23 protein-coding genes, 1 pseudogene and 1 riboswitch are annotated in these 26046 nt (G+C 56.8%); of the genes and pseudogenes, 12 read left to right on the top strand and 12 right to left on the bottom strand.

Features of this window, described 5'->3' with window-relative positions; genetic code table 11:
- Positions 1–69: 69 nt before the first annotated feature.
- Both ilvA and ACZ439_RS19435 read left to right on the top strand, forming a co-directional pair.
- Positions 70–1323 carry a threonine ammonia-lyase IlvA gene (ilvA, locus tag ACZ439_RS19430; RefSeq protein WP_372814393.1) on the top strand — a complete coding sequence of 418 codons (1254 nt, stop codon included), beginning with the start codon at positions 70–72 and terminating at the stop codon, positions 1321–1323.
- 16 nt (positions 1324–1339) lie between these two features.
- Positions 1340–1495, top strand: coding sequence for a hypothetical protein (locus ACZ439_RS19435; RefSeq protein WP_464620059.1), 156 nt, complete (start codon positions 1340–1342; stop codon positions 1493–1495).
- Positions 1496–1695: 200 nt separating this feature from the next.
- Here ACZ439_RS19435 and ACZ439_RS19440 read toward each other — a convergent pair whose 3' ends face one another.
- The 5 genes from ACZ439_RS19440 to ACZ439_RS19460 all read right to left on the bottom strand — a co-directional run bounded on the left by ACZ439_RS19440 (position 1696) and on the right by ACZ439_RS19460 (position 6806).
- The gene (locus tag ACZ439_RS19440) at positions 1696–3003 is read right to left on the bottom strand and encodes an aminotransferase class I/II-fold pyridoxal phosphate-dependent enzyme (protein ID WP_127608842.1); all 1308 of its coding nucleotides are present in this window, start codon (positions 3001–3003) and stop codon (positions 1696–1698) included.
- A 107-nt stretch (positions 3004–3110) separates the two neighbouring features.
- Positions 3111–4055 (bottom strand): glutaminase A, encoded by a 945-nt coding sequence (gene glsA, locus ACZ439_RS19445; RefSeq protein ID WP_141335105.1) that lies wholly within the window; start codon positions 4053–4055, stop codon positions 3111–3113.
- A 247-nt stretch (positions 4056–4302) separates the two neighbouring features.
- Positions 4303–5562, bottom strand: coding sequence for an MFS transporter (locus ACZ439_RS19450; RefSeq protein ID WP_127608840.1), 1260 nt, complete (start codon positions 5560–5562; stop codon positions 4303–4305).
- Positions 5563–5634: 72 nt separating this feature from the next.
- A complete protein-coding gene (gene asd / locus ACZ439_RS19455; RefSeq protein WP_430104111.1) occupies positions 5635–6435 on the bottom strand; it encodes an archaetidylserine decarboxylase in 801 nt (266 codons plus the stop codon).
- Between the two features lie 158 nt (positions 6436–6593).
- Complete coding sequence (locus tag ACZ439_RS19460; protein ID WP_054798337.1) at positions 6594–6806, bottom strand: hypothetical protein; 213 nt, start codon at positions 6804–6806, stop codon at positions 6594–6596.
- Positions 6807–7064: 258 nt separating this feature from the next.
- Positions 7065–7170: riboswitch (TPP riboswitch) on the top strand.
- A 138-nt stretch (positions 7171–7308) separates the two neighbouring features.
- Between ACZ439_RS19460 and ACZ439_RS19465 the strand changes: the two genes are divergently transcribed.
- From ACZ439_RS19465 to ltrA, 6 genes and pseudogenes are all read left to right on the top strand, one after another.
- A complete protein-coding gene (locus ACZ439_RS19465; protein ID WP_054798336.1) occupies positions 7309–7893 on the top strand; it encodes an ECF transporter S component in 585 nt (194 codons plus the stop codon).
- A gap of 105 nt (positions 7894–7998) precedes the next feature.
- Positions 7999–8346, top strand: a pseudogene (locus ACZ439_RS19470) (ATP-binding cassette domain-containing protein); the annotation flags it as partial.
- Between the two features lie 207 nt (positions 8347–8553).
- Positions 8554–9432 carry an ABC transporter ATP-binding protein gene (locus ACZ439_RS19475; protein WP_464621147.1) on the top strand — a complete coding sequence of 293 codons (879 nt, stop codon included), beginning with the start codon at positions 8554–8556 and terminating at the stop codon, positions 9430–9432.
- 6 nt (positions 9433–9438) lie between these two features.
- Positions 9439–10233: an energy-coupling factor transporter transmembrane component T family protein gene (locus tag ACZ439_RS19480; RefSeq protein WP_054798335.1), complete on the top strand. Its 795-nt coding sequence runs from the start codon at positions 9439–9441 to the stop codon at positions 10231–10233.
- A gap of 56 nt (positions 10234–10289) precedes the next feature.
- The gene (gene tenA, locus ACZ439_RS19485; RefSeq protein ID WP_054798334.1) at positions 10290–10955 is read left to right on the top strand and encodes a thiaminase II; all 666 of its coding nucleotides are present in this window, start codon (positions 10290–10292) and stop codon (positions 10953–10955) included.
- A gap of 529 nt (positions 10956–11484) precedes the next feature.
- Positions 11485–12885, top strand: coding sequence for a group II intron reverse transcriptase/maturase (gene ltrA / locus ACZ439_RS19490; RefSeq protein WP_054798696.1), 1401 nt, complete (start codon positions 11485–11487; stop codon positions 12883–12885).
- Between the two features lie 93 nt (positions 12886–12978).
- On the opposite strand, the gene ACZ439_RS19495 is transcribed toward ltrA, so the two are convergent.
- The 3 genes from ACZ439_RS19495 to ACZ439_RS19505 all read right to left on the bottom strand — a co-directional run bounded on the left by ACZ439_RS19495 (position 12979) and on the right by ACZ439_RS19505 (position 15227).
- Positions 12979–13749 carry a pirin family protein gene (locus tag ACZ439_RS19495; RefSeq protein WP_127608835.1) on the bottom strand — a complete coding sequence of 257 codons (771 nt, stop codon included), beginning with the start codon at positions 13747–13749 and terminating at the stop codon, positions 12979–12981.
- Between the two features lie 60 nt (positions 13750–13809).
- Positions 13810–14265: a MarR family winged helix-turn-helix transcriptional regulator gene (locus tag ACZ439_RS19500; RefSeq protein WP_054796937.1), complete on the bottom strand. Its 456-nt coding sequence runs from the start codon at positions 14263–14265 to the stop codon at positions 13810–13812.
- A 212-nt stretch (positions 14266–14477) separates the two neighbouring features.
- Positions 14478–15227, bottom strand: coding sequence for an EcsC family protein (locus tag ACZ439_RS19505; protein WP_201318175.1), 750 nt, complete (start codon positions 15225–15227; stop codon positions 14478–14480).
- Between the two features lie 181 nt (positions 15228–15408).
- Between ACZ439_RS19505 and ACZ439_RS19510 the strand changes: the two genes are divergently transcribed.
- The gene (locus ACZ439_RS19510; RefSeq protein WP_054796936.1) at positions 15409–15978 is read left to right on the top strand and encodes a DNA-3-methyladenine glycosylase I; all 570 of its coding nucleotides are present in this window, start codon (positions 15409–15411) and stop codon (positions 15976–15978) included.
- A gap of 65 nt (positions 15979–16043) precedes the next feature.
- Here the strand turns inward: ACZ439_RS19510 and ACZ439_RS19515 are convergent, their stop codons facing one another.
- Positions 16044–17270, bottom strand: a complete 1227-nt coding sequence (locus tag ACZ439_RS19515; protein ID WP_054796941.1) for an aminopeptidase — start codon at positions 17268–17270, stop codon at positions 16044–16046.
- Positions 17271–17566: 296 nt separating this feature from the next.
- On the opposite strand from ACZ439_RS19515, the gene ACZ439_RS19520 reads away from it, so the two are divergent.
- The gene (locus ACZ439_RS19520) at positions 17567–20326 is read left to right on the top strand and encodes a WIAG-tail domain (RefSeq protein ID WP_464620060.1); all 2760 of its coding nucleotides are present in this window, start codon (positions 17567–17569) and stop codon (positions 20324–20326) included.
- Positions 20327–20472: 146 nt separating this feature from the next.
- On the opposite strand, the gene ACZ439_RS19525 is transcribed toward ACZ439_RS19520, so the two are convergent.
- Together ACZ439_RS19525 and ACZ439_RS19530 are read right to left on the bottom strand one after the other, a co-directional pair.
- Complete coding sequence (locus ACZ439_RS19525) at positions 20473–21576, bottom strand: YheC/YheD family endospore coat-associated protein (protein WP_141335097.1); 1104 nt, start codon at positions 21574–21576, stop codon at positions 20473–20475.
- A 120-nt stretch (positions 21577–21696) separates the two neighbouring features.
- Positions 21697–22731, bottom strand: coding sequence for a ketoacyl-ACP synthase III (locus ACZ439_RS19530; protein WP_054796930.1), 1035 nt, complete (start codon positions 22729–22731; stop codon positions 21697–21699).
- Positions 22732–23507: 776 nt separating this feature from the next.
- Between ACZ439_RS19530 and ACZ439_RS19535 the strand changes: the two genes are divergently transcribed.
- The gene (locus ACZ439_RS19535; RefSeq protein ID WP_054796929.1) at positions 23508–24326 is read left to right on the top strand and encodes a sensor histidine kinase; all 819 of its coding nucleotides are present in this window, start codon (positions 23508–23510) and stop codon (positions 24324–24326) included.
- Positions 24323–24994: a response regulator gene (locus ACZ439_RS19540; RefSeq protein ID WP_054796928.1), complete on the top strand. Its 672-nt coding sequence runs from the start codon at positions 24323–24325 to the stop codon at positions 24992–24994. Before ACZ439_RS19535 ends, ACZ439_RS19540 begins: the two co-directional genes overlap by 4 nt.
- 95 nt (positions 24995–25089) lie before the next feature.
- On the opposite strand, the gene ACZ439_RS19545 is transcribed toward ACZ439_RS19540, so the two are convergent.
- On the bottom strand, positions 25090–26043 hold the full coding sequence (locus ACZ439_RS19545; RefSeq protein WP_054796927.1) for an NAD-dependent epimerase/dehydratase family protein: 954 nt from the start codon (positions 26041–26043) through the stop codon (positions 25090–25092).
- Between the last annotated feature and the right edge of the window lie 3 nt (positions 26044–26046).

Here is a 26046-nt window from a genome sequence, read left to right on the forward strand (position 1 = left end):
ATTATTTTCTTTTGGTCCGGGCCGTGTATAATAGTAGAAATTAAGTATAACGGGTGAGGAATGAAAACCATGGGCGAAAATCGGATCAAGCTGGAAGATATCCTTGTGGCCAGCCATGTGCTGAAGGATGTGGTGCATCATACGCCACTGCAAAAGAATTATATCCTGTCGGAAAGATACGGCTGCAATGTGTTCCTGAAACGGGAAGATTTGCAGGTGGTGCGTTCGTTCAAAATTCGCGGCGCTTATAATCTCATACGCAGCTTGTCGGACGAGCAGCTCGCCAAAGGCGTCGTCTGCGCCAGCGCGGGCAACCATGCCCAAGGGGTCGCATACTCGTGCAGAGCGCTCGAGATTCCGGGCAAAATCTTCATGCCGACGACGACCCCGCGCCAGAAGATTTCACAGGTGAAGCTGTTCGGCGGCAAGTTCGTGGAGGTGCTGCTGATCGGAGACACCTTCGACGATTCGCTGCGCGAGGCGCTCGCATACGGGGAACGGGAAGGGGCGGCGTTCATCCATCCGTTCGACGATGCGAAGGTAGTGGCGGGGCAGGGTACCGTCGGCATGGAGCTGATGGCGGACATGCGCGAGCCGGTCGATTTCGTCTTCGGCGGCATCGGCGGCGGCGGCTTGATGGCGGGCATCGGCACGTACGTCAAGAGCATCAGCCCAGGCACGCGCGTCATCGGGGTGGAAGCGACCGGCGCGCCGTCGATGAAGCAATCGCTCGATGCGGGGGGCATCGTTACGCTCGGCGAGATCGACAAGTTCGTCGACGGCACGGCGGTGAAGCGCGTCGGCGAGTTGAATTACACGATCGTGCGCGAGGTGGTCGACGACATTGTCGTCGTGCCGGAAGGCAAGGTGTGCACGACGATTCTCGAGCTGTACAACGAGAATGCGATCGTGGCGGAGCCGGCTGGCGCCCTCCCGGTGGCCGCTTTGGACTTGTACCGCGAACAGATCGCGGGGCGCAACGTCGTCTGCGTCATCAGCGGCGGCAACAACGACATCGACCGGATGCAGGAAATTAAGGAACGGTCGCTTATTTACGAAGGACTGAAGCATTATTTCATGGTTAATTTTCCGCAGCGTGCGGGCGCTTTACGGGAGTTTCTCGAGTTCGTGCTCGGCCCGACAGACGATATTACGCGTTTCGAATATACGAAGAAGACGAGCAAGGAGAACGGCCCGGCGCTCGTCGGCATAGAATTGAAGCATAAGGACGATTACGGTCCGCTGCTGGAACGGATGAACGAACGCGGTCTCCAGTACAGCGAGATCAATAAGGATCCGTACTTGTTTAATTTGTTGATTTGACGGAGGGTGAGGACTATTGCAGGAAAAACAAGAGACGGTGACCGACACGTTTTTGGAGGACTACGAGGAGTTTATGGATGAGGACGATCGTTGGTGTCCGGCGGGCCGATCCTTGCCGGGCGAGCGCGACCGCAACGGGCTCGCACGGAGAAGGCGCGGCACACGGCTGTAGACGAATGCCGTAGAAGGCGTGAGGACAGGCGGATGAGCGCGCTGCGCGAAGGGGCGTCAGAGCGGAGTATGGGCGGCCTTCGCATATCTCCCGGATGCTCCCGGCTGCACTGCGGATGTGGGCAACTACCAGACATCCGCACGCTCCGAACAAAAAAAGCCAAGCTTGGACCGGAGCCGGTCGCAGCTTGGCTTTTACGTTTATTTGGCGGTGACGGCCTGGATGTCGAGCACACCTTGATAAATCGAATCGAACAACTCGTCGAGGTTCGATTCTTCGATGCAGGAGAACGCGACGCGCAGGTCGGTTTCGCCGAGGGCAATCGTGCCGATGGCATATTTATCAAGCAAATGCGTGCGCAGCGCTTCGGCTTCGACCGTTTTCAGCTTCAGGCACATGAAATACCCGGAGTTGAACGGGTAGTATTCCCAGACATCGCCGTACTTGCCGCTGTCGAGCAGCGCTTTGACCCGGTTGGCGCGGCCCTTCATGATGTCGAACTTCTCTTGCTTTTGCGCCTTGAACTCGGGCGACTGCAGCGCATGCAGCACGAACGTCTGCGACGGGTGCGGCCCGCTGGAAATAGTGGCGCGGATAATGCCCATCGTTTTTTGCTCCAATGCGGCCAGCATGGCATCGCTCTGACCGGCGTAGGTGATGAAGCCTACGCGGAAGCCCCACACATACTCTTCCTTCGTTGCGCCGTCGATTTTGACGGACAGCACGCGAGGATGCAGGCCGGCAAGTTGCCCGGCAAGCGATTCCTGCAGGGAATCTTCGAAGAACAATCCGAAATACGCGTCGTCCGTGACGGCTACGACATTGATGCCGGCTTCGGCGGCTTCGCGGATCGCGGCTACGATCGCTTGGCCTTCTTCGGCGCCAGGCGTATATCCCGTCGGGTTGTTCGGGAAGTTCAGCACGACGATCGCTTTTCCTTTATCTTTTTGCGCCAGCAGCGCTTCGCGCAGTCCTTGCGCATTGAAGCGGCGGTCCGCATTATAGAGCGGATAGTACACAAGCTCGGCGCCGCGGCGGATGCCGAAGGTCAGCTCGTAGTTTTCCCAGTTCTTATCCGGAATGATGACGGCGTCGCCGGGACCGGCGAACAGGTCGGCGACGATGCTGAGTCCGTGCGTAAGCGCATTGGTGACGATCGGATTGCCGAGTCCTTTGCCTTGCAGGGACGGATTCTCCTCGATCATCTTTGCGCGCCAGGCGGCACGCAGCTCCGGCTTCCCGGCCGGAGGGGCATATTCGTAAATGTCCTTCGGTTGATAGGCGGACAGCGTGTCTTGGATCACCTTGAGGTGCATCGGCTGACCGTTCTCCAGCGCTGTTCCGATGGTAGCATTGAATTTCTTTGCTTTGGCCTTCGCCTCGGCGGATTGGCTCAAGATCCCTTCTTTCGGGAAGTAAATTTGCCGGCCGAGCTCGGATAGCATTTCGTAGACGTGCGCATTTTCCTGAGCGATCGTCTCGTTCAGTTTCTGGGCAAGAGAATTCATGAATTTCATTCCTTCCTAAATCTTTCTTCCGTACATTAGCCAATATTATACCACTTTGACGCGGGAGCGTCACGGTGGTTTTTCCCGGGCGTGTTGACGGCGGTCTGCTAAAAAATGCTCCAATCGCACGCTTCGGACATCGTCTGCAGCAAATGAACCCCGGCGACGCTGTTGCCCTTATCGTTCAGCGCCGGGCCTACGACACCGATGCCGTATTTGCCCGGCACCAGCGCGAGGATGCCGCCGGCGACGCCGCTCTTGGCCGGCAGCCCGACACGGATGGCGAACTCTCCGGACGCGTTGTACATCCCGCACGTAATCATGAACGACTTGGCGATCTGCACGTAGCGCCGCGGAATGAGCTCGCGCCCCGTATCGGGCTCTTTGCCGTTCAAGGCGAGCACCAGCGCCATCCGGGCAATATGATGGCAGTTGACCTCAATGGAGCAGTGCTTGAAGTAGACGTCCAGCACCTCCTCAACATCTTCCTCCAGTACGCGGTTGTCCTTCAGAAAATAAGCGAGGGAGCGATTCCGGTGCGCGGTCGCCGATTCGGAAGCGTACACCGCTTGATTGTACGTCAGCGACGCATCGCCGGCTATCGTACGAAAGAACGTCAGGATCCGTTCCGTCTTCTCCTCCGGCGTCCTGCCGCGAATCAACGAGGAAATGACGATCGCCCCCGCATTAATCAACGGGTTGAAGGGGATGCCGGGTTCCACGAGCTCCAGCTTCAGCATGGAATTGAAGTCGTCCCCGGTCGGCTCCATGCCGACTTTGCGGAACACGCCTTCTTCGCCTTGATCCATCAGAGCGAGCAGCAGCGTAAATACTTTGGAAATGCTCTGCAGCGTAAATGCATGCCCGCACTCGCCTGCAGAGATTTTCTGCCCGTCGGGGGCCATAATCGTTACGCCTAGCGCATCGGCCGGGGCGTGTGCAAGCTCGGGGATGTAGCTGGCAGGCTTTCCGTATGCGGCTTGCTGCCGGCTGGCTTCCAGCCAGGACGGCAGCAAGCCGCATAACTCGGCCCATTCGGTCTCCGTTTTCATTGTAAGCCTCCTTGGCGGATGTTGCTCCGGTTTTTTCTCTAGCATACCCGTTTACGCCTGTTTTTGGAAGCTGCGACGCGGTTTACACAAGGAAAGACCAATTGCGTAGGCCCGTCGCGCATGTTCCTGAGTGAAAGGGATAGCCGCTCAAAGCGTCGCTGACACACACCGCCCTGCTAGGCAAAGAGAGCGGGCCTGTTGGCCCGGACCATACATCCGCATGCCAAAGGATGGACCGCTCGATCGTTTAAGCTTCCTCCTTCGCCCATTCCTGAAGCTTCCGGTCTCCCGGAAGGAAGAACGTAAGCAGCCCGATGATCGGCAAAAAGCTGACCCAGCTCATGACGCTTTGCAGGTGATACTTATCGATCAAACCGCCCAGCGCAACGGCGCCAAGCGCACCAAGGCCGAAGGCCAGGCCTGTGATCAGGCCGGAGACCGTGCCGATTTTGCCGGGAATCAGTTCTTGGGCATAGACGACCGAGACGGAGAAGCTGGATAAGATAATGAAGCCGTTGATCAGTAAAATCACGTAAGCCCAGAAGGCGTCGGCGTAAGGCAGAATTAGTGCAAGCGGAGCGGCGCCGAACATGGAGAAAAAGATGACGTTGCGCCGGCCGAATTTATCTGACAGCGGACCGCCCATGAACGTCCCGACCGCCCCCGCGGCGGCGAACAAAAAGATATACAGCTGGGCTTGCTCCAAGCTGATAGAAAACTTTTCCATTAAATAAAACGGGTAGTAAATCGTAACCCCGGCATGGTACCACGAACGGGCAAAGACGAGGAAGATCAGCATAACGACAGCAAATTGAATGTGCTTCTTCCGCTTTCGATCCATCACACGGACGCCGTTCCTCCGGGCGGCCGGCGGATTTGCGGCTACATAACCGCTATACCAGCGTGAAATGAACAGCTGCACGGCGATGCCGATGCCTGCGACCGCCGTAAACCAGATAGCGCCAATCTGGCCCAGCGGGGCGAACACGAGGGCGGTCATTACGGAAGCCAGCGATTGGCCGGAGTTGCCGCCCACTTGGAAGATCGACTGGGCGAGTCCGCGCCGGGAGCCTCCGGCCATGTAGGCGACGCGCGAGCCTTCCGGATGGAAAATGGCCGAGCCGACGCCGATCAGCAGCACGGACAACAGCACGAGCGTGTAGTTCGGCGCGATCGCCAGACCGAGCACGCCGAGGAACGTAAATCCCATGCCGATCGGCAGCATATAAGGGCGCGGCTTGCGGTCCGAATACAGACCGACCACGGGCTGCATGACGGAAGCGGTCATGTTCAGCGCAAAGACGATAATACCGGATTGCGTATAATTCAATTGCATCGTTTCTTTCAATATCGGCAGGATGGCGGGAATGACGGATTGAATCGTGTCGTTAAACAGATGAACCAGACTGATAGCAAGCAAAATGCGAAAGACAGTCGGCTTGACGTCGGCTTTCGGCGGTTGACGCAAAGCCGGACCGTCGGCGGCCGTTCGGGTTTGTAAAGACATGTGAAGCGCTCCTTTCCCGGAGGGAACATAAAAGTCGGTACGTGCAGGCTGGCAAGCACGTACCGACTCATTCTAACGCGAGGACTGGGCCGGTTTTAAGGTGCCGAGAGCCTCGCCCATTTTGACTTTGCTGCCGACTGTGAGATCGGATCGGGCTTCGTACGTGCCGCTTTCCATGAGCAGCACGACTGTAGAGCCGAACTCGAAATACGCGAGCTCGTCACCGGCGGACAATTTCTCCGGCAGCGGCGATACGTATTGGATGGAGCTGACGTTCAACGCGCCGACCTTGACGACGGCGACTTCGCCGGTACCGTGCTGCATGTACGTAATAAGCCGCTCGTTACGGCTGAGTACGCGGCGCATATGTTTTAACCCGAAATCGTTGACGGGGTACACTTTGCCGGGGATGTGCTCCTTCTCGATAATCGTTCCCGAGATCGGCGCATGAATGCGATGATAGTCGGTCGGGCTTAAGTAAAGCACGTAGAAATAGCCGTTCGTATAATTGATGCGCCGCGGGCTCTGCGCCAGCAGCTCTTCGACGGTGTAATCCTGCCCCTTGACGCTCAGCATCGTTCCTTCGCGTATGTCGCCCATCCCGGTGATCAAAGCGTCTACCGGACTGACAACGCTGTTATCGGCGGTGTGAACCGGACGCAAGCCGGGTTTCAATCGTCGCGTGAAGAAGTCGTTTAACGACGCATATTCGTGCAGCGCTTTCTCCGCATCTTCAACGCGGATGCCGTACGTCTTGGCGAACTGCGCAATGAACGTGCGGCTGGCACGCGATTTGGCGAAGGCTCCTGTGAGGCGGGATACGGTCTTGCGCGATGAAAGTTCCGTTAAGAGCCGAAAAAACGTTATCTTCATGGGGTTTATGCGTCACCTGTTTCCTTCGTTAACGTAGTTTGAATCTATCGATATCTTGACACAGAACCGTAGACAAAGCAACCTGCAAACAGCCGTAAAAAAAGCACGAAGGCCCCCGAAAGGGCCTTCTACTTGCGCGGTCCGGTCGATTTTCACGCCTAGGTGCTTTTCTTGTATTCACCGCAAGTCATGCAGGTCGCCAAATTAACATGAATCGGGCTGCAGGAACCGGAAAATTTGGTGCAATGTACTGGCGTCCGGCAATACGGATCGCCATGCACCTGCGTGCAATATCCACAATGCGACACCATCTCGATGGTGACGAACACCGGTTCAACCGCTTCGAATTCACGATGAATTATGTTTTCCATGGTCTCGCTTCCTTTCCGTTAATAAAAAAGATAGCGCTTCCAATATGATCTGACGCCTTTTCTTATCGACTTCTGTCCACCGCTTTTGCCAGCTACCGAGAAACCCCCTTAGAACGTATCGACCAAATTATGGAATATGACAAATCAAAGTAATATTAACAGAATTCAAAACGATTGACTAGGCCGTTTCTGCAAAGATTTTTTTAAAAAGATAAGCAAGGAAAGCCATTGACATTTATTTCAATCGTGTTAATATGTTTATGTCACTAGGGGAGCCGCATCGGCTGAGATTGGATCAATAGATCCTAGACCCTCTGAACCTGATCTGGATGATACCAGCGTAGGGAAGTGGAGAGCGTAAGCACGCTGGTTCAATAGTGCTCACAAGGCCGCTTCCGAATCGATCGGGGGCGGCTTTTTTGGCGTAATCCGCACAGGGGAGACAGGCGAGCCTTGGGACGTCTTGTAAGGACAATTATTTATAAGAAGAGAGGGATCGTCCATGTCAAAAGGTTTGAAATTGACCGATATTTTGGTCACTATCGTGATTGCGGTCGTGTTTGCTATTATTTATCGCTTGTGGGGCGACGTATACAACGTACTTAAAGTACCAGGCTTGCAGTTGGAACAGCTCACGTACGGAATGTGGTTTATCGCTGCCACGGTTGCGTTCCTTATTATTCGGAAACCCGGCGTGGCGCTGCTCGCTGAAATTGCGGCTGCATCCGGTGAGCTATTGGCCGGTTCGCAGTACGGGGTCGAAGCTTTGACGTACGGCATTGCACAAGGGTTGTGCGCAGAGCTGATTTTCGCTGCGTTCCTGTACCGGAACTTCTCTTGGGCAGCGGCCGGCCTGGCGGGTATGGCTTCGGGCTTCGGCGCCGTGGTGTTCGATTATTTCAAAGGCTATTTGCTGGAACTGACAACCTGGAACTTGACGCTGTATATCGTATTCCGCTTCGTCGGCGCTTTCGTCATTTGTGGTCCTCTCGCTTATGCGCTTGTGAGCGCGCTGGAGAAGACGGGCGTGACCCAGTTGGTGCGTCCGGTCAACAAAAGCGATTATAACGCCCTGGAACGTAAATAAGCCATGATGAGCGCATTCGATACAGGAACGACAACTCCGGGTCTATGGGTATCGCAGCTTCGTTTGAAATTTCCCGGCAGCGCGTCGCTGCTGTTCGATGACTTGTCGCTGCATGTCCGGCCCGGCGAGAAGGTGCTGCTGCTCGGACCGAGCGGCTGCGGCAAATCGACGCTGCTGCAGGTGTTAAGCGGCTTGATACCGGACGTGATCGAGGTGCCGATGAAGTTCGACGGGATCAGCCGGCCGACATCTTGGGGATATTTGTTCCAAGACCCGGACGCCCAGTTTTGTATGCCCTATGTGGATGAGGAGCTGGCGTTTGTTCTGGAAAACTTGCAGGTGCCTCGGGAGAGGATGCCGGAGCTGATCCGCTTTTATTTGGAAGAGGTCGGGCTAGAGCTTGAAGATCCGCACTTTCCGATCGCCTCGCTGTCTGGCGGTATGAAGCAGCGGCTGGCGATCGCCTCGCTGCTGGCGCTCGATCCGGCCGTCTGGTTTCTCGACGAGCCTTCGTCGCTGCTCGATCCGGAGGGCACGCGCGAAGTATGGGAAACCGTCAAACGGGTGACGGCGAACAAAACCGTACTGATCGTCGAGCACAAGATTGACGATATCGTCGATTTCGTCGATCGGGTCGTATTGTTTGACACGGACGGCCGGATGCTGGCGGATGGGGAGCCTTCGCGTATTTTCCGCGAGCATCGACAAGAGCTGCAGACCTTCGGCATCTGGTACCCCGGCATATGGGACGACTACAGCCGCAAGCGTAAGCTTTCCGCCGAACGCGGCGCTGCATGCAAGCCGGGCGGAACAGGCGAGCCCTTGATCCGGCTCCGTCAATTTGCCGGATACCACGGCAAGGCGAAGAAGATTGAGGTGGACTTGGCCGAGCTGCATCCGGGCGAATGGGTGACCGTCGTCGGCAAGAACGGGGCGGGCAAAAGCACGCTGCTGTCCGCCCTGATGCAGCTCATTCCGACAGAGGGCGGTTATTGGATGAACGGGTCGGCGGTGAAGGGGCTGACTGACGTCGTCGATACGGCCGCATTCGTCTTTCAAAATCCGGAGCTGCAGTTCATCGCGAACAGCGTGTTCGACGAAGTCGCTTTTAATTTCCGGAGGGATGGCGAACCGGAAATCGGCGTTGCCGCGAGAACGGAGGCGCTGCTGGACGAGTTCGGACTGCTGCCGCAGCGGAACCAGCATCCTTATCAGCTGTCGCTCGGCCAAAAGCGCCGGCTCTCGGTAGCCGCCGCCACGGTTAAGGCGCAAGCCTTGCTGCTGCTGGACGAACCGACGTTCGGACAGGATGCGGCCAGCACGTTCGCGCTCCTGGAGAAGCTGGAAGCGTGGCGCGCGGAAGGCATCGCGATCGTGATGGTGACGCACGATCCGGGCATCGTGCGCACGTTTGCCACCCGCGTCTGGGAAGTGCGGGACGGCAAGCTGGCTGCGGACATGCTTCCGGCTGCGTACGAAGCGACCGGCAGAGCGTCCGGCACTGGGTCTGAGCAGCAAACGGTTAAGGTGAGGAGTTGAACGTCCATGCCACTGATGAAGGCAGGCCGCGAAACGTGGCTGCACCGGGTGAATCCGAGTTTTAAACTGCTGCTGTCCGTCGTGATTTTCGTGATCGTGCTGTTAACGCATAACATTAACGTACTGATTCATGTCACATGGATGTACGTGCTGCTGCTGTTTCTCGCTTCCGGTCAGCCGGTGTGCAGGCTTATGCTGATTATGCTTCCGTTCGGGATCATGTTCGTTTCGTCCGCCACCTCGATGGTATTTTTCGGTCAAGGCGAGACGACGTGGTTCCGCTATGGCCTCGTGCATATTACGGAAGAGAGCTTCTTCCGAGGCATGCACATCGGCTTTAAAACGATCGACATGGCGCTGATCGGGCTGCTGTTCGGGTTGACGACGAATCCGGTATTCCTGTTTTATTCCTTGATGCAGCAGCTGCGGCTGCCGCCCCGCTATGCGTACAGCTTCATGGCCGCGATCCGGCTTATCCCGATTGCTGCAGCCGAATACCGCACGCTGCGTTCGGCCTTCCTGGTGCGCGGCGTGCGAATGCCGCGGGGCTTGCGCGGCGTGCTCGATTCGGTCAAGCGGTATGCGATTCCGCTGCTGGCGCAAAGTATCCGCCGCGCCCAGCGAATTGCTGTCGCCATGGAAGCGAAGCGCTTCTCCGGCAGCGGAGCGCGCACGTTTTATTACCGCATCGGCTGGTCGGGGAACGATGCGGCGCTGGTTGCGCTCATGGCGTGCATCTGGTGTGCCGCGCTCGTGTTTGCCACGCAGCTGCCGCACTTTAGCATGACAGACGTGCGTTAACCGCATGTCTTGCGAAGTCGATTTCATCGGAAAATTTGGAGGAGGCTGGTCTTTTTATGAAATTTTCAGAGCAACTTCGGGCAGCGGTCGATACAAGCTGGAACGCAAGCTTCGAACATCCATTCGTTCGCGGCATCGGCGACGGTACGCTGCCTCTCGATTGCTTCCGCCATTACGTGTTGAACGACGCTTACTATTTGTCGCAATTCGCCCGCGTGCAGGCGCTTGGTGCCGCAAAGGCCGGCGATCTGTACACGGTCAACCGGATGGCGGTTCACGCCCAAGGCACCTACGGCGCGGAGCTTTCCCTGCATGAGAAGTTCGCCAAGCTGCTCGGCATCACCGAGGAAGAACACGCGGCGTTCGAGCCGGCGCCTACGGCCTACGCCTACACCTCGCATATGCTGCGCGCGGCTTATTCCGGCTCGCTCGGCGACATCGTGGCAGCCATCCTGCCTTGTTATTGGCTGTACTACGAAATCGGTGAGCGGCTGCAGTCCTGCACGCCTGACGAACCGATTTACCGCGAATGGATCGCAGCTTATGGCGGTGAATGGTTCCGTGAGCTGGTGGAGGAGCAGATTGCGCGGCTTGACGAGCTCGCGGAGCAGGCGTCCGAAGCCGATCGCGAACGGATGAAGCGCCATTTCGTGATCAGCAGCCGGTACGAGTACATGTTCTGGGAAATGGCTTACGACAAGGAAGCGTGGCCGATCGATTAAATCGTTGATAGGGTACAGAGGGTCGAGCTGAACAAGCAGATCTTCCGGAAAGCGGCGAAGGGGCAGCCCCTCAAGAAGGTCAATTCCTGACCTTGAGGGCTGCCCCTTTTACTGTGCGCCCGGCATGGGCGATAACTTGGCGGTGAAAGTCCGCTACAGGCTTGGCAGTAGGAACTGTTAGCCAAAGGCAAGGGTGTCCGCCGCGAGGCGGAATCTGAAGGAAGCCGGAGGCAAACCCTCGGTCTGACGAACAGAAATCACATAGAAGGCATGATGAGGCGGACGAGCTTGCAGTACAAAGCGAAGTCCAATACTGCCCGAATCTCATCATGTAGATGTGGCAGATGGATGAGGGGAAAGTTATCGCTCTTACCCGGGGAGATCTCACAGACGTCAAGTAGACCATTCGAAAGGCGGAGTAAAGCTTGCTGTGAGAAGTCAGCAGAGGCCATACTACCGGAAATTTTTTTTTCGGGAAGGGCCGAACAATCGTAAGCCTCAAGTACATGCAGGAAGGAGAACCGATACGATGAAAGCAGAATACCGAAAGGGCTGCCCGCAAAGGGATAGTGTGGAACACGAAGAGTATGCAGGAGCGCGGAGTATCGGAGCTCGGGAAAGCAGAGAAAGAGACAGTGCAACAGACCTGCTGGAGAGGATACTGGGCAGGGACAACCTAAACAGAGCCTACAAGCGGGTCAAAAGCAATCACGGAGCGCCAGGAATCGACGGAATGACCGTCGAGGCGGCACTACCGTGGTTGCGGGAACATAGAGACGAACTCTTGCAAAGCATTCGGGAAGGAAGATACAGGCCAAGCCCTGTGCGGCGCAAGGAAATCCCCAAACCGGATGGAAGCGGAGTGCGAAAACTTGGCATTCCCACCGTAGTGGACCGTGTGATCCAGCAAGCCATTGCCCAACAGTTGCAACCGCTGTTCGAACCGCTTTTCTCGGAGGGTAGCTATGGCTACCGCCCCGGACGGAGTGCGCAGCAAGCGATCCAGAACGTGAAAGCTTATACGGAGCAGGGGCACGGCTATGCCGTAGAAATCGACCTCTCGAAGTATTTCGACACCTTGAACCACGAACTGCTGATGAACTTGCTGCGCAAGCAAATCCGTGACAAGCGAGTAACCGATCTGATTAAGAAGTATCTCAAAAGCGGAGTCATGGAAAACGGAGTGCGACGTGAGACCGAAGAAGGTTCACCGCAAGGCGGCCCGCTATCGCCGCTACTCGCCAATATCTACCTGAACGAGTTTGATCAGGAGATGAAACGCCGAGGCGTAGTGGTCATACGCTATGCGGATGACATCGTCGTGCTGGCGAAGAGCAAACGGGCAGCAACGCGGCTTCTGGAATCCTGTAGGGCGTACTTGGAGAACAAGCTAAAACTCAAACTGAATGCGCAGAAAAGCAAGGTCGTCAGCGTAGTGGCTCGGAAACATTTCAAATTCCTTGGCTTTGCTCTGGGGAAGAACGGAAGCGGGATATATATCCGTGTTCATTCACAATCTCTCGCAAAAGCGAAGAAGAAGCTGAAAGAACTAACGAGTCGGAGTCAAGGCAGGAATGTTCGACAGGTCATGGAGGACGTAAAGGTCTATATTCGCGGCTGGATCGGTCACTTCTACGTGGCTGACATGAAACGGATTCTACAAAGCTGGAACGAGTGGCTGAGAAGACGATTCCGCATGTACATCTGGAAACAATGGAAGAAGCCGAAAACAAAGGTACAAAACCTGCGCAAGTTGGGGATACCGGAGTGGCAGGCTTACCAGTGGGGAAATACTCGTCTGGGATACTGGCGCGTGGCCGGAAGCCCAGTGCTGTCTCGTTCCATAACAAACGAAAAGCTCGTACAGGCAGGGTATTATGACTTCCCTGCCCAATACGAGCGTCTTCGTAACTTGCACTCAAGCGGTTGAACCGCCGTATACCGAACGGTACGTACGGTGGTGTGAGAGGTCGGCTACTCAACTAATGGGTAGCCTCCTACTCGATCAAGCCGGACGCGGTTATCAACGTTTCGGATATAACGGGTACGCCACTTGGGTCGGCACCTCGATCCAGATCATGCGCAACTTGTCGTTGTCGCCCGCTTTCAATGTCACTTCGGTTGGTTGGTCGGCTCGCATCGTCATGAAGTCTTGGTGGTTGAACGCCGTATCGGAGCCGTTCGCTTGCGTCCACGCGCCTTGGCCGCGAATGGCCAGCGCCGTCAGCGTACGTCCGCCGGGGATGGTATGCGTATAGGAAGCGCCCGGCTCGAGCTCGATGTCCCAGACGTGCACGTCGGCGACGAGCTCGATGGGCGAGCCTTCGCCGATCACCGTTTTGAGCACGGCGCCGTTCGCTTGGCGGATCGGGAACTCCTCATGCTCGAACTGCTTGTACGTCGGCTTCCGCTGCATGGCAGCGCGCAGCTCAGGCTCGAACCAAATCTGGAAGCCCTCCATATCGGGGCCGATGAACCGTTCCTCGTGCGAGACGCCCGAGCCGGTTTGCATCACCTGCGCACCGCCGGGGCCGACGACGCTGCGGGTGCCGAGCGTATCGCCATGCTCGGCTTTGCCCTGGATGACGTACGTCATGATCTCGAACCCTTGATGCGGATGCAGCCCGATGTACCCTTCATGCTTGGAGAATGCCCAAGACCAGTAAAAAAGCGGTCCGACTCCTTTCACGACCGAGCCTTCGCCGGGAAATCCGACCGGCTTCCGCTCGGTGATTTTGCCTCCGTCGAAAGCGCCGGTACCCTGCATGCTTGGGGGATATACCATGATTTGCATAACAATCGTCTCCTTAATATCTTAATATTGAGATAAGTGTGCGGCCGGACACGCGGAGCGTTAGTCGGCGGGGAGCTTGAAACTTTCTTTAGCGCTGATACCCAGCTTCTTAAGCAGCGCGATCGCTTGCCGCTTCTCTTCCGATGTGAGTCCGGCCACCGCATTCGCAACGACCTGCTGGTGCGCAGGGAAGGCATCGTTCAGGAAGGCAACCCCTCGTTCCGTAATCTCGGCAAAACTGACCCGCCGGTCTTCGGGACAAGGCTTGCGGACGACAAGCTGTTTCTGCTCCAGCTTATCGATGACGTAGGTGATGTTGCCGCTGGTCATCAATATTTTCTCGCCGATCTGCTGCAGCGGCTGCGGTCCCTTGTGGTACAGCAGCTCAAGCACGCCGTATTCCGTCGGATTCAGCCCATGCCGCCGGATGTCCCGATGCGCGTGCGCCGTGACCCATTCGCAAGCCCGGGAGAGGACGACAAATAAGTGTAAAGATTCATCGCGTTCATTCGGCATAAGTATCGTCCTTTCTGCAATTTGAAGGAAGCAATAATCTTAATATTAAGATAATTCAATGGCATGTAAAAGTCAAGCTGCAGCCAGTCCGGCCACGAACGAACCTTCCTGCCTGCCCTCGAGGCAGCGCCCGGCTGGAAGGCTTGGCGGGGAAAGCGAGCCGCCGCCTTCCGATTCGCGCCGCGGCGGCTCCTCCGGGCGTCCGGTCCCGGCTAAGACCGCGCAGCCAGCCAGCGCATCCGGTACACGTTCATGCCGGTTTGGCCGAGTTCCTCGAGCAGGCCGTAATTGGCCCAGGCGCCGACGACGGCGCCGATGCCGGGGACGAGCTGCAGCATTTTACGGAAATCGATCGTATCGCGGTATTCTTGCTGCAGCTGCCTCCAGTCGATGTGCGATTCGAAGGAATCGGCCGGCGGCAGCGATTTCGACGTCTCGGGCCATTCGGCAAGCGTGCGAAGCAGGGCCGGCTTGATCGCCTGGCTGGAGAAGGCGAGCTGAAAGATGTGCAGGATGTACAACCGCTCCCGGTAGTCGAGCGTGGAATGTCCGTATACGTGGGCCAGCTCGAACAGAAACTTCATCTTAATGCCGATCAGGATCGGAAAATCGGCCAAACCGAGCAGCAGTCCGCCCGCTCCGGTGCCGGCGCCCTCGGCCGCGGCCAGCTTTTTGTAGAAAGCGAGCAGTTCCGCCGCCTTGTGATCCCGTTCGGCAAGAGAAGCGGCGGCCAGCGGCTCGTTCTTCGGGATATAGTCCATCGTGAAGAGGGCGGATCGTACGATGCCTTTGACGGCGGCGGTAATGGCCGTATGCACTTTCTCGGGAATCACCTGGTTAATCCGGGTTTGCACCGCTTTGGACGTTTTTTCGAAGAGGCCGGGCGTCCTCAGCAGCTCCTTCTCCCAACGGATCAGTGCTTTGGCGGTTTGCTGCTCGTACACGGTATATTTGCCGTTCATCATGATCTTCACCTACCGAATCGTATACTGGGTTCTCCATAGTTGATACGCATGGCAAAGAAAAAGTATGCGGACCGGAAACAAAAGGCATATTTGCTCCGGGCTGAAATTGTGGTATGATACGGGAACGTACGTTCTATAACAGGTAGGAATAACCGCGAGGATACAGGAGGTTGGAGAGATGACACACCGCTGCGAATGGGTGAATGAAGATCCGTTATATATAAACTATCACGACCACGAATGGGGCGTCCCCGTTCACGACGATCGCAAGCTGTTCGAGATGCTGGTGTTGGAAGGCGCGCAGGCGGGCTTAAGCTGGTACACCGTGCTGCGCAAAAGAGCCCGTTACGTCGAAGCGTTCGACGGGTTCGAGCCGTCCGTCGTCGCAAATTACGACGAGGCGAAACTGTCGGAGCTGCTCGCCGATCCCGGCTTGATCCGGAACCGGCTGAAAATCCGCTCCGCCGTCACGAACGCCAAGGCGTTCTTGCGGGTACAGCAGGAATTCGGCAGCTTCGACGCGTACATCTGGCGCTTCGTGGGCGGCGCGCCGAAACGGAACCGGTGGGCGTCGCTGCGCGAGGTGCCGGCGAGCACGCCGGAGTCGGATGCGATGAGCAAAGATTTGAAGAAGCGCGGCTTTTCGTTCGTCGGCTCGACGATCTGTTACGCGTATATGCAGGCCACCGGCATGGTGATGGATCATACGACCGATTGTTACCGGTATAAGGAATCGATGGAAGGTTGAGCAAGCCTACCGCACATCTGGCCAAAGACCCTGGTGGAGCTTTCTGTCGTCAGGGTTTTTGGATATTACGCCCAATTGCCGCGGCGAAAAACAGGTTCGGTCACGCCGTCTGCGGTGATGCCGTCGATGTCGAGCTCGTCCGAGCCGATCATGAAGTCGACATGCAGCAGGCTCAGGTTTGCCCCGAGCCCCTCGAGCTCTTCGGGATTCATGGATGTGCCGTTCTGCACGCAGAGCGGATAGGCGTTGCCGAACGCCAAGTGGCACGAAGCGTTCTCGTCGAGCCCCGTGTTGTAGAACAACACGTTCATACTTGCGATCGGCGAATGCTGCGGCACGAGCGCCACCTCGCCGAGCCGTGCGGCGCCTGCATCCGTCGCGATGAGACGCTGCAGCGTGTCCAGCCCGGTTTCCGCGGTGCAGGCCACGGCAACGCCGTTCTCGAACGTGATGCTGAACTTGTCGATCAACTGGCCGTTCCAGTTCAGCGGCTTCGTGCTCGCCACGGTGCCGTTCACGCGGTCACGGTGCGGCAGGGTGAACAATTCTTCGGTCGGAATGTTAGGGACGAAGAATGTGCCTTTCGCATTGCGAATGCCTCCCGCCACCCATTGGTGCTCAGGGGGCAAATCGATCGTCAACTCGGTTCCGGGAGCTTTGTATTTCAACCGCGCGTACCGCTTGGCGTTCATGCGGTCCGCATGCCCCTTCAACTGCAGCAGATGGTCGTGCCAAGCTTGCACCGGATCGTCCCGGTCGGCCCGCGCCGCCTGAACGAGATATTCCCACAGCTTGCGGATGGCCTCTTCCTCGCCGGAGCCCGGGAATACTTTCTGCGCCCATCCCGGCGAAGGTGCCGACACAATCGCCCAGCTGATCTTACCGGCTTGCATCAGAGCGCGGTATTCGCGCATGGCCGAGCCGTACGCCTTGCTGGCAGCGGACAGCCGCTCGGGCTTGACGTCCTTCAATAAGTCGGGCGTCGGCGAGTACACCGTTAAGAATGCGGCGTCCGCCTCCGCCATTTCCAGGTACCCGTTTGCCTTCCACTGCGGATATTCATGAAACGCCTCATCCGGCGCCAGCAAATATTTCATTCGTTTCAGCTCGTCGTCGTCCCATTCCACATGCACGTGTTTGGCGCCTGCCTCATAAGCTTTCTTCGCGATCAATCGAACAAAATCGGCGTTGTACAGCGGCGCGTGAACGACCAGCGTCTGGCCCGGCTGCACGTTAATGCCCACCTGCACAGCCAACCCGGCATATCGTTCGATGGCGGTTTGCAGCGAAATCACCTTCCATCATCCTTTCGCTTGGTTAACTTCGAACGGGACGGCTAACGGCCGCAAGTGACGTTCCGTCGTTCCCCCTCATTATGCGGATTTCAGCGCGGAATTACAACTGGATGAGGCGAATCGCTTGAACCTGGCGCTGCGTAGAATCCCGGCGTACCGCCGCGCTGGTACGCGACCGCCTATTTTTCACAGGGCGAATGACCACCGTATAGGGGCATGCATATGTTAGCAGTGATTGCTTAACCATCATCAGCGATGTACTGCAGGAACAAGGCATAGTAGGAGGATCCCGGATGAAAAAGGTGAACCGCCGGAATTCCGGCAATGTAATAAAGCCCCCTCAAAAGCGGGTCGATTCGTTATATGACGAATTACGCTGGTTGAATGAGGATCGGGAGAAGCAGAACGACGGAGATGCGATGAGCTGGACGTCCGCCGCGAATCTTACAAAGGAAGAACCGAATATTTCCTCGTCGGATGAGAGCTCGTTGAGGGCATCGACCTCGAAAGTGACTCTTGAGGCGGAAGCTTCTGTATACACGGACGATTTGGCTGATGAAGCCGTCACCTCAGAGAAAATTGCGCGCTATGCGATTGACGGAAGCAAAATTAAACGAGGCAGCCTGGGCAAGGATACGTTGGCGGACTACGCCGTCGATACCTCCAAGCTGGCGGACCGCAGCATAAACCAGCAAAAGCTGGCTTGGGGTGCGGTGACGCAGGAGCATTTGGCGACGAATTCGATAACGACCGATAAAATTCAGGACCGGGCGATCACAGGCAGCAAGCTGCTCGATAACAGCATCACGTCCGAGAAACTGGCCGATAAAACGATCGATGCGATCAAAATCGCCGAACAATCGATCCATACGTATCATTTGGCGGATGAGGCCATTACCGGAGAGCTGCTGCAAAATCAATCGATTACCTCGGATAAAATCAAAAGCGGCGCGATTCTCTCGGGCAATTTGGCAAACGGCGCCGTCAACACTTCCAAGCTTTCGGACGGCGCGGTTACCACTGAGAAGCTGCGCGATTTGTCCGTGACGGCGGCCAAGCTGGTGGACGGCGAGATAGGCACCGATAAGCTGGCTGACGGTTCCGTGACGGAGGAGAAAATGGCGCCTTGGAGTATCGGCGCGGAACAATTGAAGCCGAGGGCCGTCTTGAACGAGCATTTGACATCCGGTCTTATTCGCGGCGTCAACGTCGCTTCGAAACAGATCGAAGCGATTCACTTGGTTGATGAAGCGGTTCATACCGCTCATCTGAAGGACGGCACGGTCACTTCCGCGAAGCTGGTCAAAGGCGCGGTGCAAGGCTTGCACGTACAGGACGGCTCTATCGAAGGGAGGCACGTGGAGCCGGGCGTCATCGTGAGCCGTCACTTGGCCGATCGCGCTATCACCGTCGACAAGATGGCATCGTCGAGCGTCGGCACGCCGCAGTTGACGGAAGGAGCCGTGACCGAGGCGAAGCTGGCGGAAGGAGCTGTCAGCTCGCGGAAGCTGGGGAGAGGGGCCGTCAAGGCCGAGCATGTATCGGCCGGTACGGTCGATACGCAGCATTTGGCCGATCAGGCGGTGCAGGCGGGACAGCTTGCGCCGAAGGCGGTCGGTACCGAGCATGTGCAGGAGAGCTCGCTCACGACGGAGAAGCTGAAAGACGGCGCGGTCACGTCCGACAAGCTGGGAATCGGCGCAGTGCGTTCGCAGCATCTGCATGACGGCGCGGTATTGAACGGCCATCTCGGCAACCACAGCGTCACGACTTCAAAAATTTCCAGCGAGGCGGTGTCGACCGATAAGCTGACGAATTTGGCGATCACCTCGGCGAAGCTGGGGCAAGGGAGCGTCACGTCGGAGAAGCTTAGCCGGGAAGCGGTGCAAGCGGAACACGTTTCCCCGGGCGCGATTCATCACGTGCACTTGAGCAAAGCCTCCGTTCGCACCCAGCAGCTGGTTACCGGTGCGGTGACGCGCGAGAAGCTGAATGACGGCGCGGTGACGACGGAAAAGCTGGCGGAGGGTGCGGTGACCGGCGTAAACCTGGCGGAAGGGGCGGTGCGCGGCGCGCATCTGGCGCCGGGGGCGATCGGCACGGAGCAGCTTGCCGCGGAATCGGTGACGACGGATCGGCTGGCGGATGGCAGCGTCACCTCGCAAAAGCTGGCGGACGGGAGCGTCACGACCGACCGTCTGGCGGATGGCAGCGTCACGTCGGAGAAGCTGAGCGCAAACGCCGTGAACAGCTCGGCGCTTGAAAGGGGTGCGGTGACGGCGGAAAAGCTGGCGGCCGGGGCGGTATCGACGGATCATGTAAGCGTCGATTCCATAGACGGCCTGCACATTATGCAGGAAACCTTATCGGGGTACCACTTGATCCCCGGTACGATTTCGATGCTTCATTTGGACACGTCGCTCCAAACGCTGTTGAACGGATTTTCGGCGAGCGAAGCGGCAAGGCAGCTTAAAGAGGCCGCTGAAGCCGAGCTGGAGCTTAAAGCAACGCCGGAGGCCGAATTAGAAGCGGCCGAGACGGAGACGAAGGCAGCGGTCATCCTTCCCGGGAACTCGGCTGCGGAAACGTTCATCGATGCTTCGTACATCGAACCGGTTGCGGAGACGGCCGAAGCGTTTACGATCGAGTCTGTCGCAGAGGACCAGAGCGCTCGGCAAGAGGCTGAGAACAAGCTCCGGCTGCATGCGCTATCGCCGGAAAGCGGGATGGTGATCGAAAGCGAAGCAGCTTCCCCGCGGTCCTACCTGCGTCCGGTGCAAGCGATAGCGGGGCAACCCGTTGTGCAGCAATTCGGATTAAGCCTGTTCAACCTGTACACGGAAGAGGAGAAAGTCGAACTGCTTGTCACGTTCGATCAACCGTTCGCTGACGCTAACTACGTGCTCGTAGCCACGTCAAGCCAGTCGGATGCCTTTGCCGTTGTGAAAGAAAAGCTGGCTGATTGCGCGATCCTCGAGCTCGTTCGTTTGAAATCGGCGGCCGATATTCAAGGGATCGTGAACTGGATTGCGATCGGCCCCCTGAGCGAATAAGGCGGCACTGGCCCCCCGCGGCATCTTCGAAGCGCCGTGCCGGCATAAGGTCGAACGATCAGGCGACGCCTGGTTCGCCAAATGCGGCGAGACATGAAGAAAGGACCGTCCCGGGTTTGAACGGTCCTTTCTTCATGTTCGGACGTTCAAACGTGGCCGGAACAGCCGTCGAGCAAATATTTGGCGTATGCCATCGGATTGTCGTACGTAGCGATCCATTCGCTCAGCATGCCGGCTTCGCGGAAGCTGTAGCGCTGGTCTTTACCGTTGCATTCGATAAACAGCGGGTAACCGTCCGTCGTGATTCCGACGTCCAGCCCCAAATCTGCCAGATGCGGAAGCCGATCGGACAGATGGGAGGCGACAAGTATGGAGAAGTTATAAATACGCTGTACGACTTCCTCGGGGTCCAGGTGAGCATATTCTTCTTGCAGGATGAGGGGCAGCTGGTAAGTCGTGCCGCCTTGGGCGACGTTCGTCACGAACGTATGCTTGGAGGCGACTTTGGCGACGATTCCCGTTACATCCCAGCTTCCGTCCGCCGTCCGCTGCACGGAGACGCGCAGATCAAACGGGCTTCCTTGAAACGTTGCCAGCGGCAATCGCTGCTGTACGATGTACGTTTCTTTTCGGAGGCGGCTGCGTAGGACGGCCGGCAGCCGCGTTCCTTTCCATCTGACGGTGCGCCACTTTTGGTTCACCGGGCCGAACGAAATCGGATAGGATAGCTTCCATCCTGTTGGGGTCCGGTCCATTCTCATCACGCCGCGTCCGATGCTGCTGTTGTTCGGCTTGATGATCAACGAGTCGAACCGTTTCATCAATCGTGCGATACCGTCCGGCGTAGCTCGTCGGGTTGCCGGCAGGTGCGGATGCAACGAAGGGTTTTCCAGCATCAATTGATGGATGCGCAGCTTGCCGTACCGGTTCCAGCGGTTGAACAGCTGGCGGCCGTCGCGAACCCAGGAAGACAACCGGCGATCCTGGGATTTGCTCAGATAGATCGCCCGGTTGTGTATGACAAGCGGAGCGGGGATTTTCCGCCGTACATAACCTTCGAGCTGCTTTACGTAGGCTTTCACCGTCTTTTGCCCGGCGCGAAGATCGCAAATCCTGAAGAAGCAGGGGGTGAATCCGTATTTTTTTCCCGCCTCTTCATAATGTTCAATAGCTTCGTATTTCCAAGTTCCCAACGGGATTTTACGGAGTTCGTTATCATTCACGAGAATGCCCACGTAGGGAGGATACACGGCGATCCCTCCTCGATCTGTTATCGATCCTTACCTGTGACGATCGTTTATACAGCATATGTCGGGGATCGTGTGGCGGTATGGACAGGTGTCGTAGGCATTCGTCCGGATGTTCCGCGTTTATCCTTCCCTCAGGTCGCTCCACCGCATCAATAGCCCGCCGTGGACGAAGCCGCCGCCGAAGCCGAAGAGCAGCAGCCGATCCCCGTCCCGGAACCGTCCCATCCGAACGGCTTCATCCATGGCCAGCCCGATGGTGGCCGCCGATGTGTTGCCGTAAAGCTCGATTGTGTGCAGCGTTCGTTCGAGCGGGAGGCCGGTTTTGTCGCAGATGGATTCGATAATGCGCAGGTTGGCGCTGTGGGGGAGGAACCAATCGATGTCGGCAGTTGTCAAGCCGGCTTGGGCGAGCAGCTCGGCAACGCCCTTTGGGACGGTTTGCACGGCGAATTTGTACACCTCGCGCCCGTTCTGAACGAGCTTTCCGTCTCCGCGCAGGGGGGCGCCGTTCAAGCTTGCCGCTGTGTTCGAGCGGTACAGATGCGCCGCCCCGTTGCCGTCGCTGCCTGCGGTATAACTGAAAAACGCAGGCTCCGAGCGGGGATCGTCCGTCCGCTCGAGCAGCACGGCAGCCGCCCCGTCCCCGAACAGGATGCAGGTCGTGCGGTCGGTATAGTCGGCGATTTTGGACAGCGCGTCCGCGCCGATGACGAGCGCCTTCCGGTGCATGCCGGAAGCGATCATCCCGTCCGCCACATGCAGGCCGTAGACGAAGCCCGCGCAAGCCGCGCTCAAATCGAGCGCAAACGTCTGCTCGATGCCGAAGTGCGCTTGCACCAGGCAAGCGGTGGAAGGAAACGAGAAGTCAGGCGTGCTCGTACAAACCAGCAGCAGATCGACATCGTGCAGCGCCACGCCGTAGCGCTCCTGCATATTTTGCACGGCTCGAATGGCCAGACGGCTCGTGAACTCGTCAGGCTCGCCGATGCGGCGTTCGCGGATACCGGTGCGCTGTACGATCCATTCGTCGTTCGTGTCGATCATGCGTTCAAGCTCGGCATTCGTCAATATGCGCTCAGGCACATAACTGCCGATAGCGGTCATCCGGGAACGGTAACGCGGCCCGGACATCGGGAGAACAGGTTCGGTAAACATGATTAAACACCTCGATCGAATAAAATGGGGTCACTGTTCATGTATGCAAGAATATGTTGGTTAATACCAGTACCAAGTATTAGTACCAGATACTAAAATTTTAGCGGGATGTTGTTCGTTTGTCAATGTGGACGCAAGTGAATGGTTTAACAGATTTACATGAATATGCTTTATAATGAAGTTGTTTGTCATGTCTATCCTATGGATTCCGGCGCCGCATATCCTGAAGTTGAAAGGGAAGAAAGGTTATCCATGAAGAAGCTTAACAAGCGATAAGGCAGCTTTCGGCACCTAACTTTTTAATAAATGTCATCCGTCCAAGCAACCAACATGCAATTCTCATATTTTAGATTGTGAGACTCGTATGCAAAACTTCAGTGCGGGAATGAAAAAGGAAATCTATCCTTGAACGGGTGAATGTGAAGGCCTTCCTTGCTCAGTATCCAGTTGATGAGACGGCGATTACTCCTTATATGGGGCGTTCTGAAACGATCATTCAGAGTATCCAAAACAAGCTTCGTTCGAATGGTAAAGTAAAGTCTGCGCAACCACGTCAGGAGCTTCGTCTCCCGGCGTCTTTGGCTTGCTGAAGCGTCTTTCGGGCAAGTGACTCGCATGAGGGCGAATTGTGTCTGTATGCGGAAAATTTCAGATTCAGCTGGCTTGTTCGAGAAAACCCATTATAATGTAACTAACGTTATGGCAGCGTCCGCGAATATGAAGGCGGCCCTCTGCAACGCCTTAATTTTCAATGAAAGTGTGGGAACGGAATCATCATGTCCATGAGAACGCTGAAATGGTTGACGATATTGCTGCCTACGCTGCTGATCGGAGGATTCGAATACGTCCGGCACGACTTTCTGCTTGATTCTTTATCGATGGAAACAGGCAATCTATATATCACGCTGCTGACGCTGCTGATGTCCTTCGTGTTCGCCACTTGGATGTTCAAACGTATCGCTCGAATGAACGATACGCTCGCGAGGGAACAGGCTAAACGGGCGGTCTACGAGGAGCGGGAGCGTCTCGCCGAAGAGCTGCACGATAATATCGCGCAAGTGCTGTTCTTCTTGAACGTACAGCTGACGAAAGGTCAAATCTCCGAAGCGCGGGAGGCGGTTTCCGAGATTGACCACCACTTGCGGCAAGTGATCTTCAACCTGCGGACTGTCCCGGAAGAAGGGGCCGGCTTTGCTATGAGGCTGCAAGCCTGGCTGGAGGAGTGGAGCGGCTTGACCGGCATTGCGGTCGATTGGCTGGTCGAACCGGCGGAAGAGAACGTTCCGCCGTCCGCCGAGGTGGCGCTGTTCTCCATCGTCCGGGAAGCGTTCACGAATATTCGCAAGCATTCGAACGCCGACCAAGCTTGGCTCGAGCTTGCCCGGACGGAGGACGGCCAGCGGTGGCGGCTGCGGATCGCCGATAACGGCCTCGGCTTCGACATGTCGGACGGTGTGGCCGTAAACCGTTACGGGCTGTCCATTTTGAACAAACGCGCAATGGACCTGGGGGCTGAGCTGCTCCTGCGCTCGTCGCCGGGTACCGGGACGGAGCTCATCTTGACCGGTCCGATGCGGGAAGGGAGAATGTCATGAACTATAGGGTATTGGTGGCCGACGATCATCCGCTGGCCCGCCGTGCGGTACGGGCGCTCATTGAGGGAGAGCCCGACTTTGAATGGATCGGGGAGGCTGCGAGCGGAAGCGAGGCGGTGGTGCGGTGCGGCGAGCTGCTGCCTGACGTTGTGCTGATGGATATCCGCATGCCGGATGGCGGCGGACTCGAGGCGACCAAACGGATTAAGCAGTTGTATCCGCACATTCGCATCGTTATGCTGACGGTATCCGATGACGTGGCCGATCTGTTTACCGCTGTGCGCTACGGCGCCCAAGGCTACTTGCTCAAAAACATGAACCCCGAGGACTGGGTTCACTATTTGCGAGGACTGCTGGACGAGAACAGCGAAATTTCCAGGGTCATTACTGACCGGTTGTTTCAGTCGTTCCGCTCCGAAGGCAGGACTTCATCGGACGAAGCTCCTCCAAGCGTCCTGTCGCAGCGGGAGCTAGAAATTTTAAGCTGTGTCGCGACCGGGCAGAGCAATCGGCAAATCGCTGAAACGCTCGTCATCTCCGAAAATACGGTCAAGAACCATATCAAGAACATTTTGGGCAAGCTCGCCTTGGACAATCGCGTTCAGCTGACCGCCTATGCCGTTCGTCATGGGCTAACCCAGAATATGTCTCAAGGCGACGGCCGCTAATTAACCCGCATTCCCCGGCAGAACGGGTTCCTCTAAATAAACCCGCATTCCCCGGCGGAACCGGTTCCTCCTATGGAAAGCGGGTTTATTCAGCCTTACTGGACCCTGTACAGATCGCGCAAGAACCGGTATTCCGCTTCCAGCCCGGTGCGCAGGTCGGTTTGAGGCTGGTAGCCGAGCAGCGACTGCGCTTTTCCGATATCCGCCCACGTTTGCTTCGGTTCTCCATAAATGTCTCCGACTTTCTGAAGGTCCGCCTTACGTCCGAACAGCTCTTCGATGATGGAAATGCATTCCAGAACAGAGGCTCTTTCCTTCCCTCCGATATTAATCGTTTCCCCGATTAATCCATCGGCGTAAGCAGCCCTGGCTACCGCATCCACGCAATCGGCTATATAGGTGAAATCGCGAGATTGGCGCCCGTCTCCATATAGCGGGATCGGCTTGTTCTCCAGCATGCGCCGAATAAACCGATGGAAAGCCATGTCTGTACGCTGTCTGGGTCCGTATACCGTGAAAAATCTGAGAATGGTCAATGGCAGTTGTTCATTATAAGCATACACCTTGCACAGATGCTCCCCCGTTAATTTGCTGACGCCGTACGGAGACAGCGGCTCCACGACGGCTGATTCCACAACCGGTCCCGTCTTCTGGCCATAAACCGACGAGGTGGAAGCATAAATAAATTTGCGGATGCTATACCGTTTGCACCCTTCCAGCAATCGCTGCGTCGCTGCGATATTGTGGGCAATGTAGGTTTTGAAATCTTCCCCCCAGCTTGACCGTACGCCAGGCATTCCCGCCAGGTGGAAGACGATATCGACGTTAGGGAGAAGCTGATCCCAGCTGACGGTACGCAAATCGATCTTGACCAAAGTAAAGCGCGGATGCCGGAGCAATGCGTGTAAATTTCTTTCCCTCATCCATATGGGGGACGCCGAAGGAACGAAAGCGTCCAGGCCGATTACCTCGACACGCTCATCTTGAAGCAGCCTCTCGCATAGATGGGAGCCGATAAATCCGGCCGCTCCGGTCACTAATATTTTCATAGC

Source organism: Paenibacillus sp. JCM 9796, assembly GCF_055379675.1.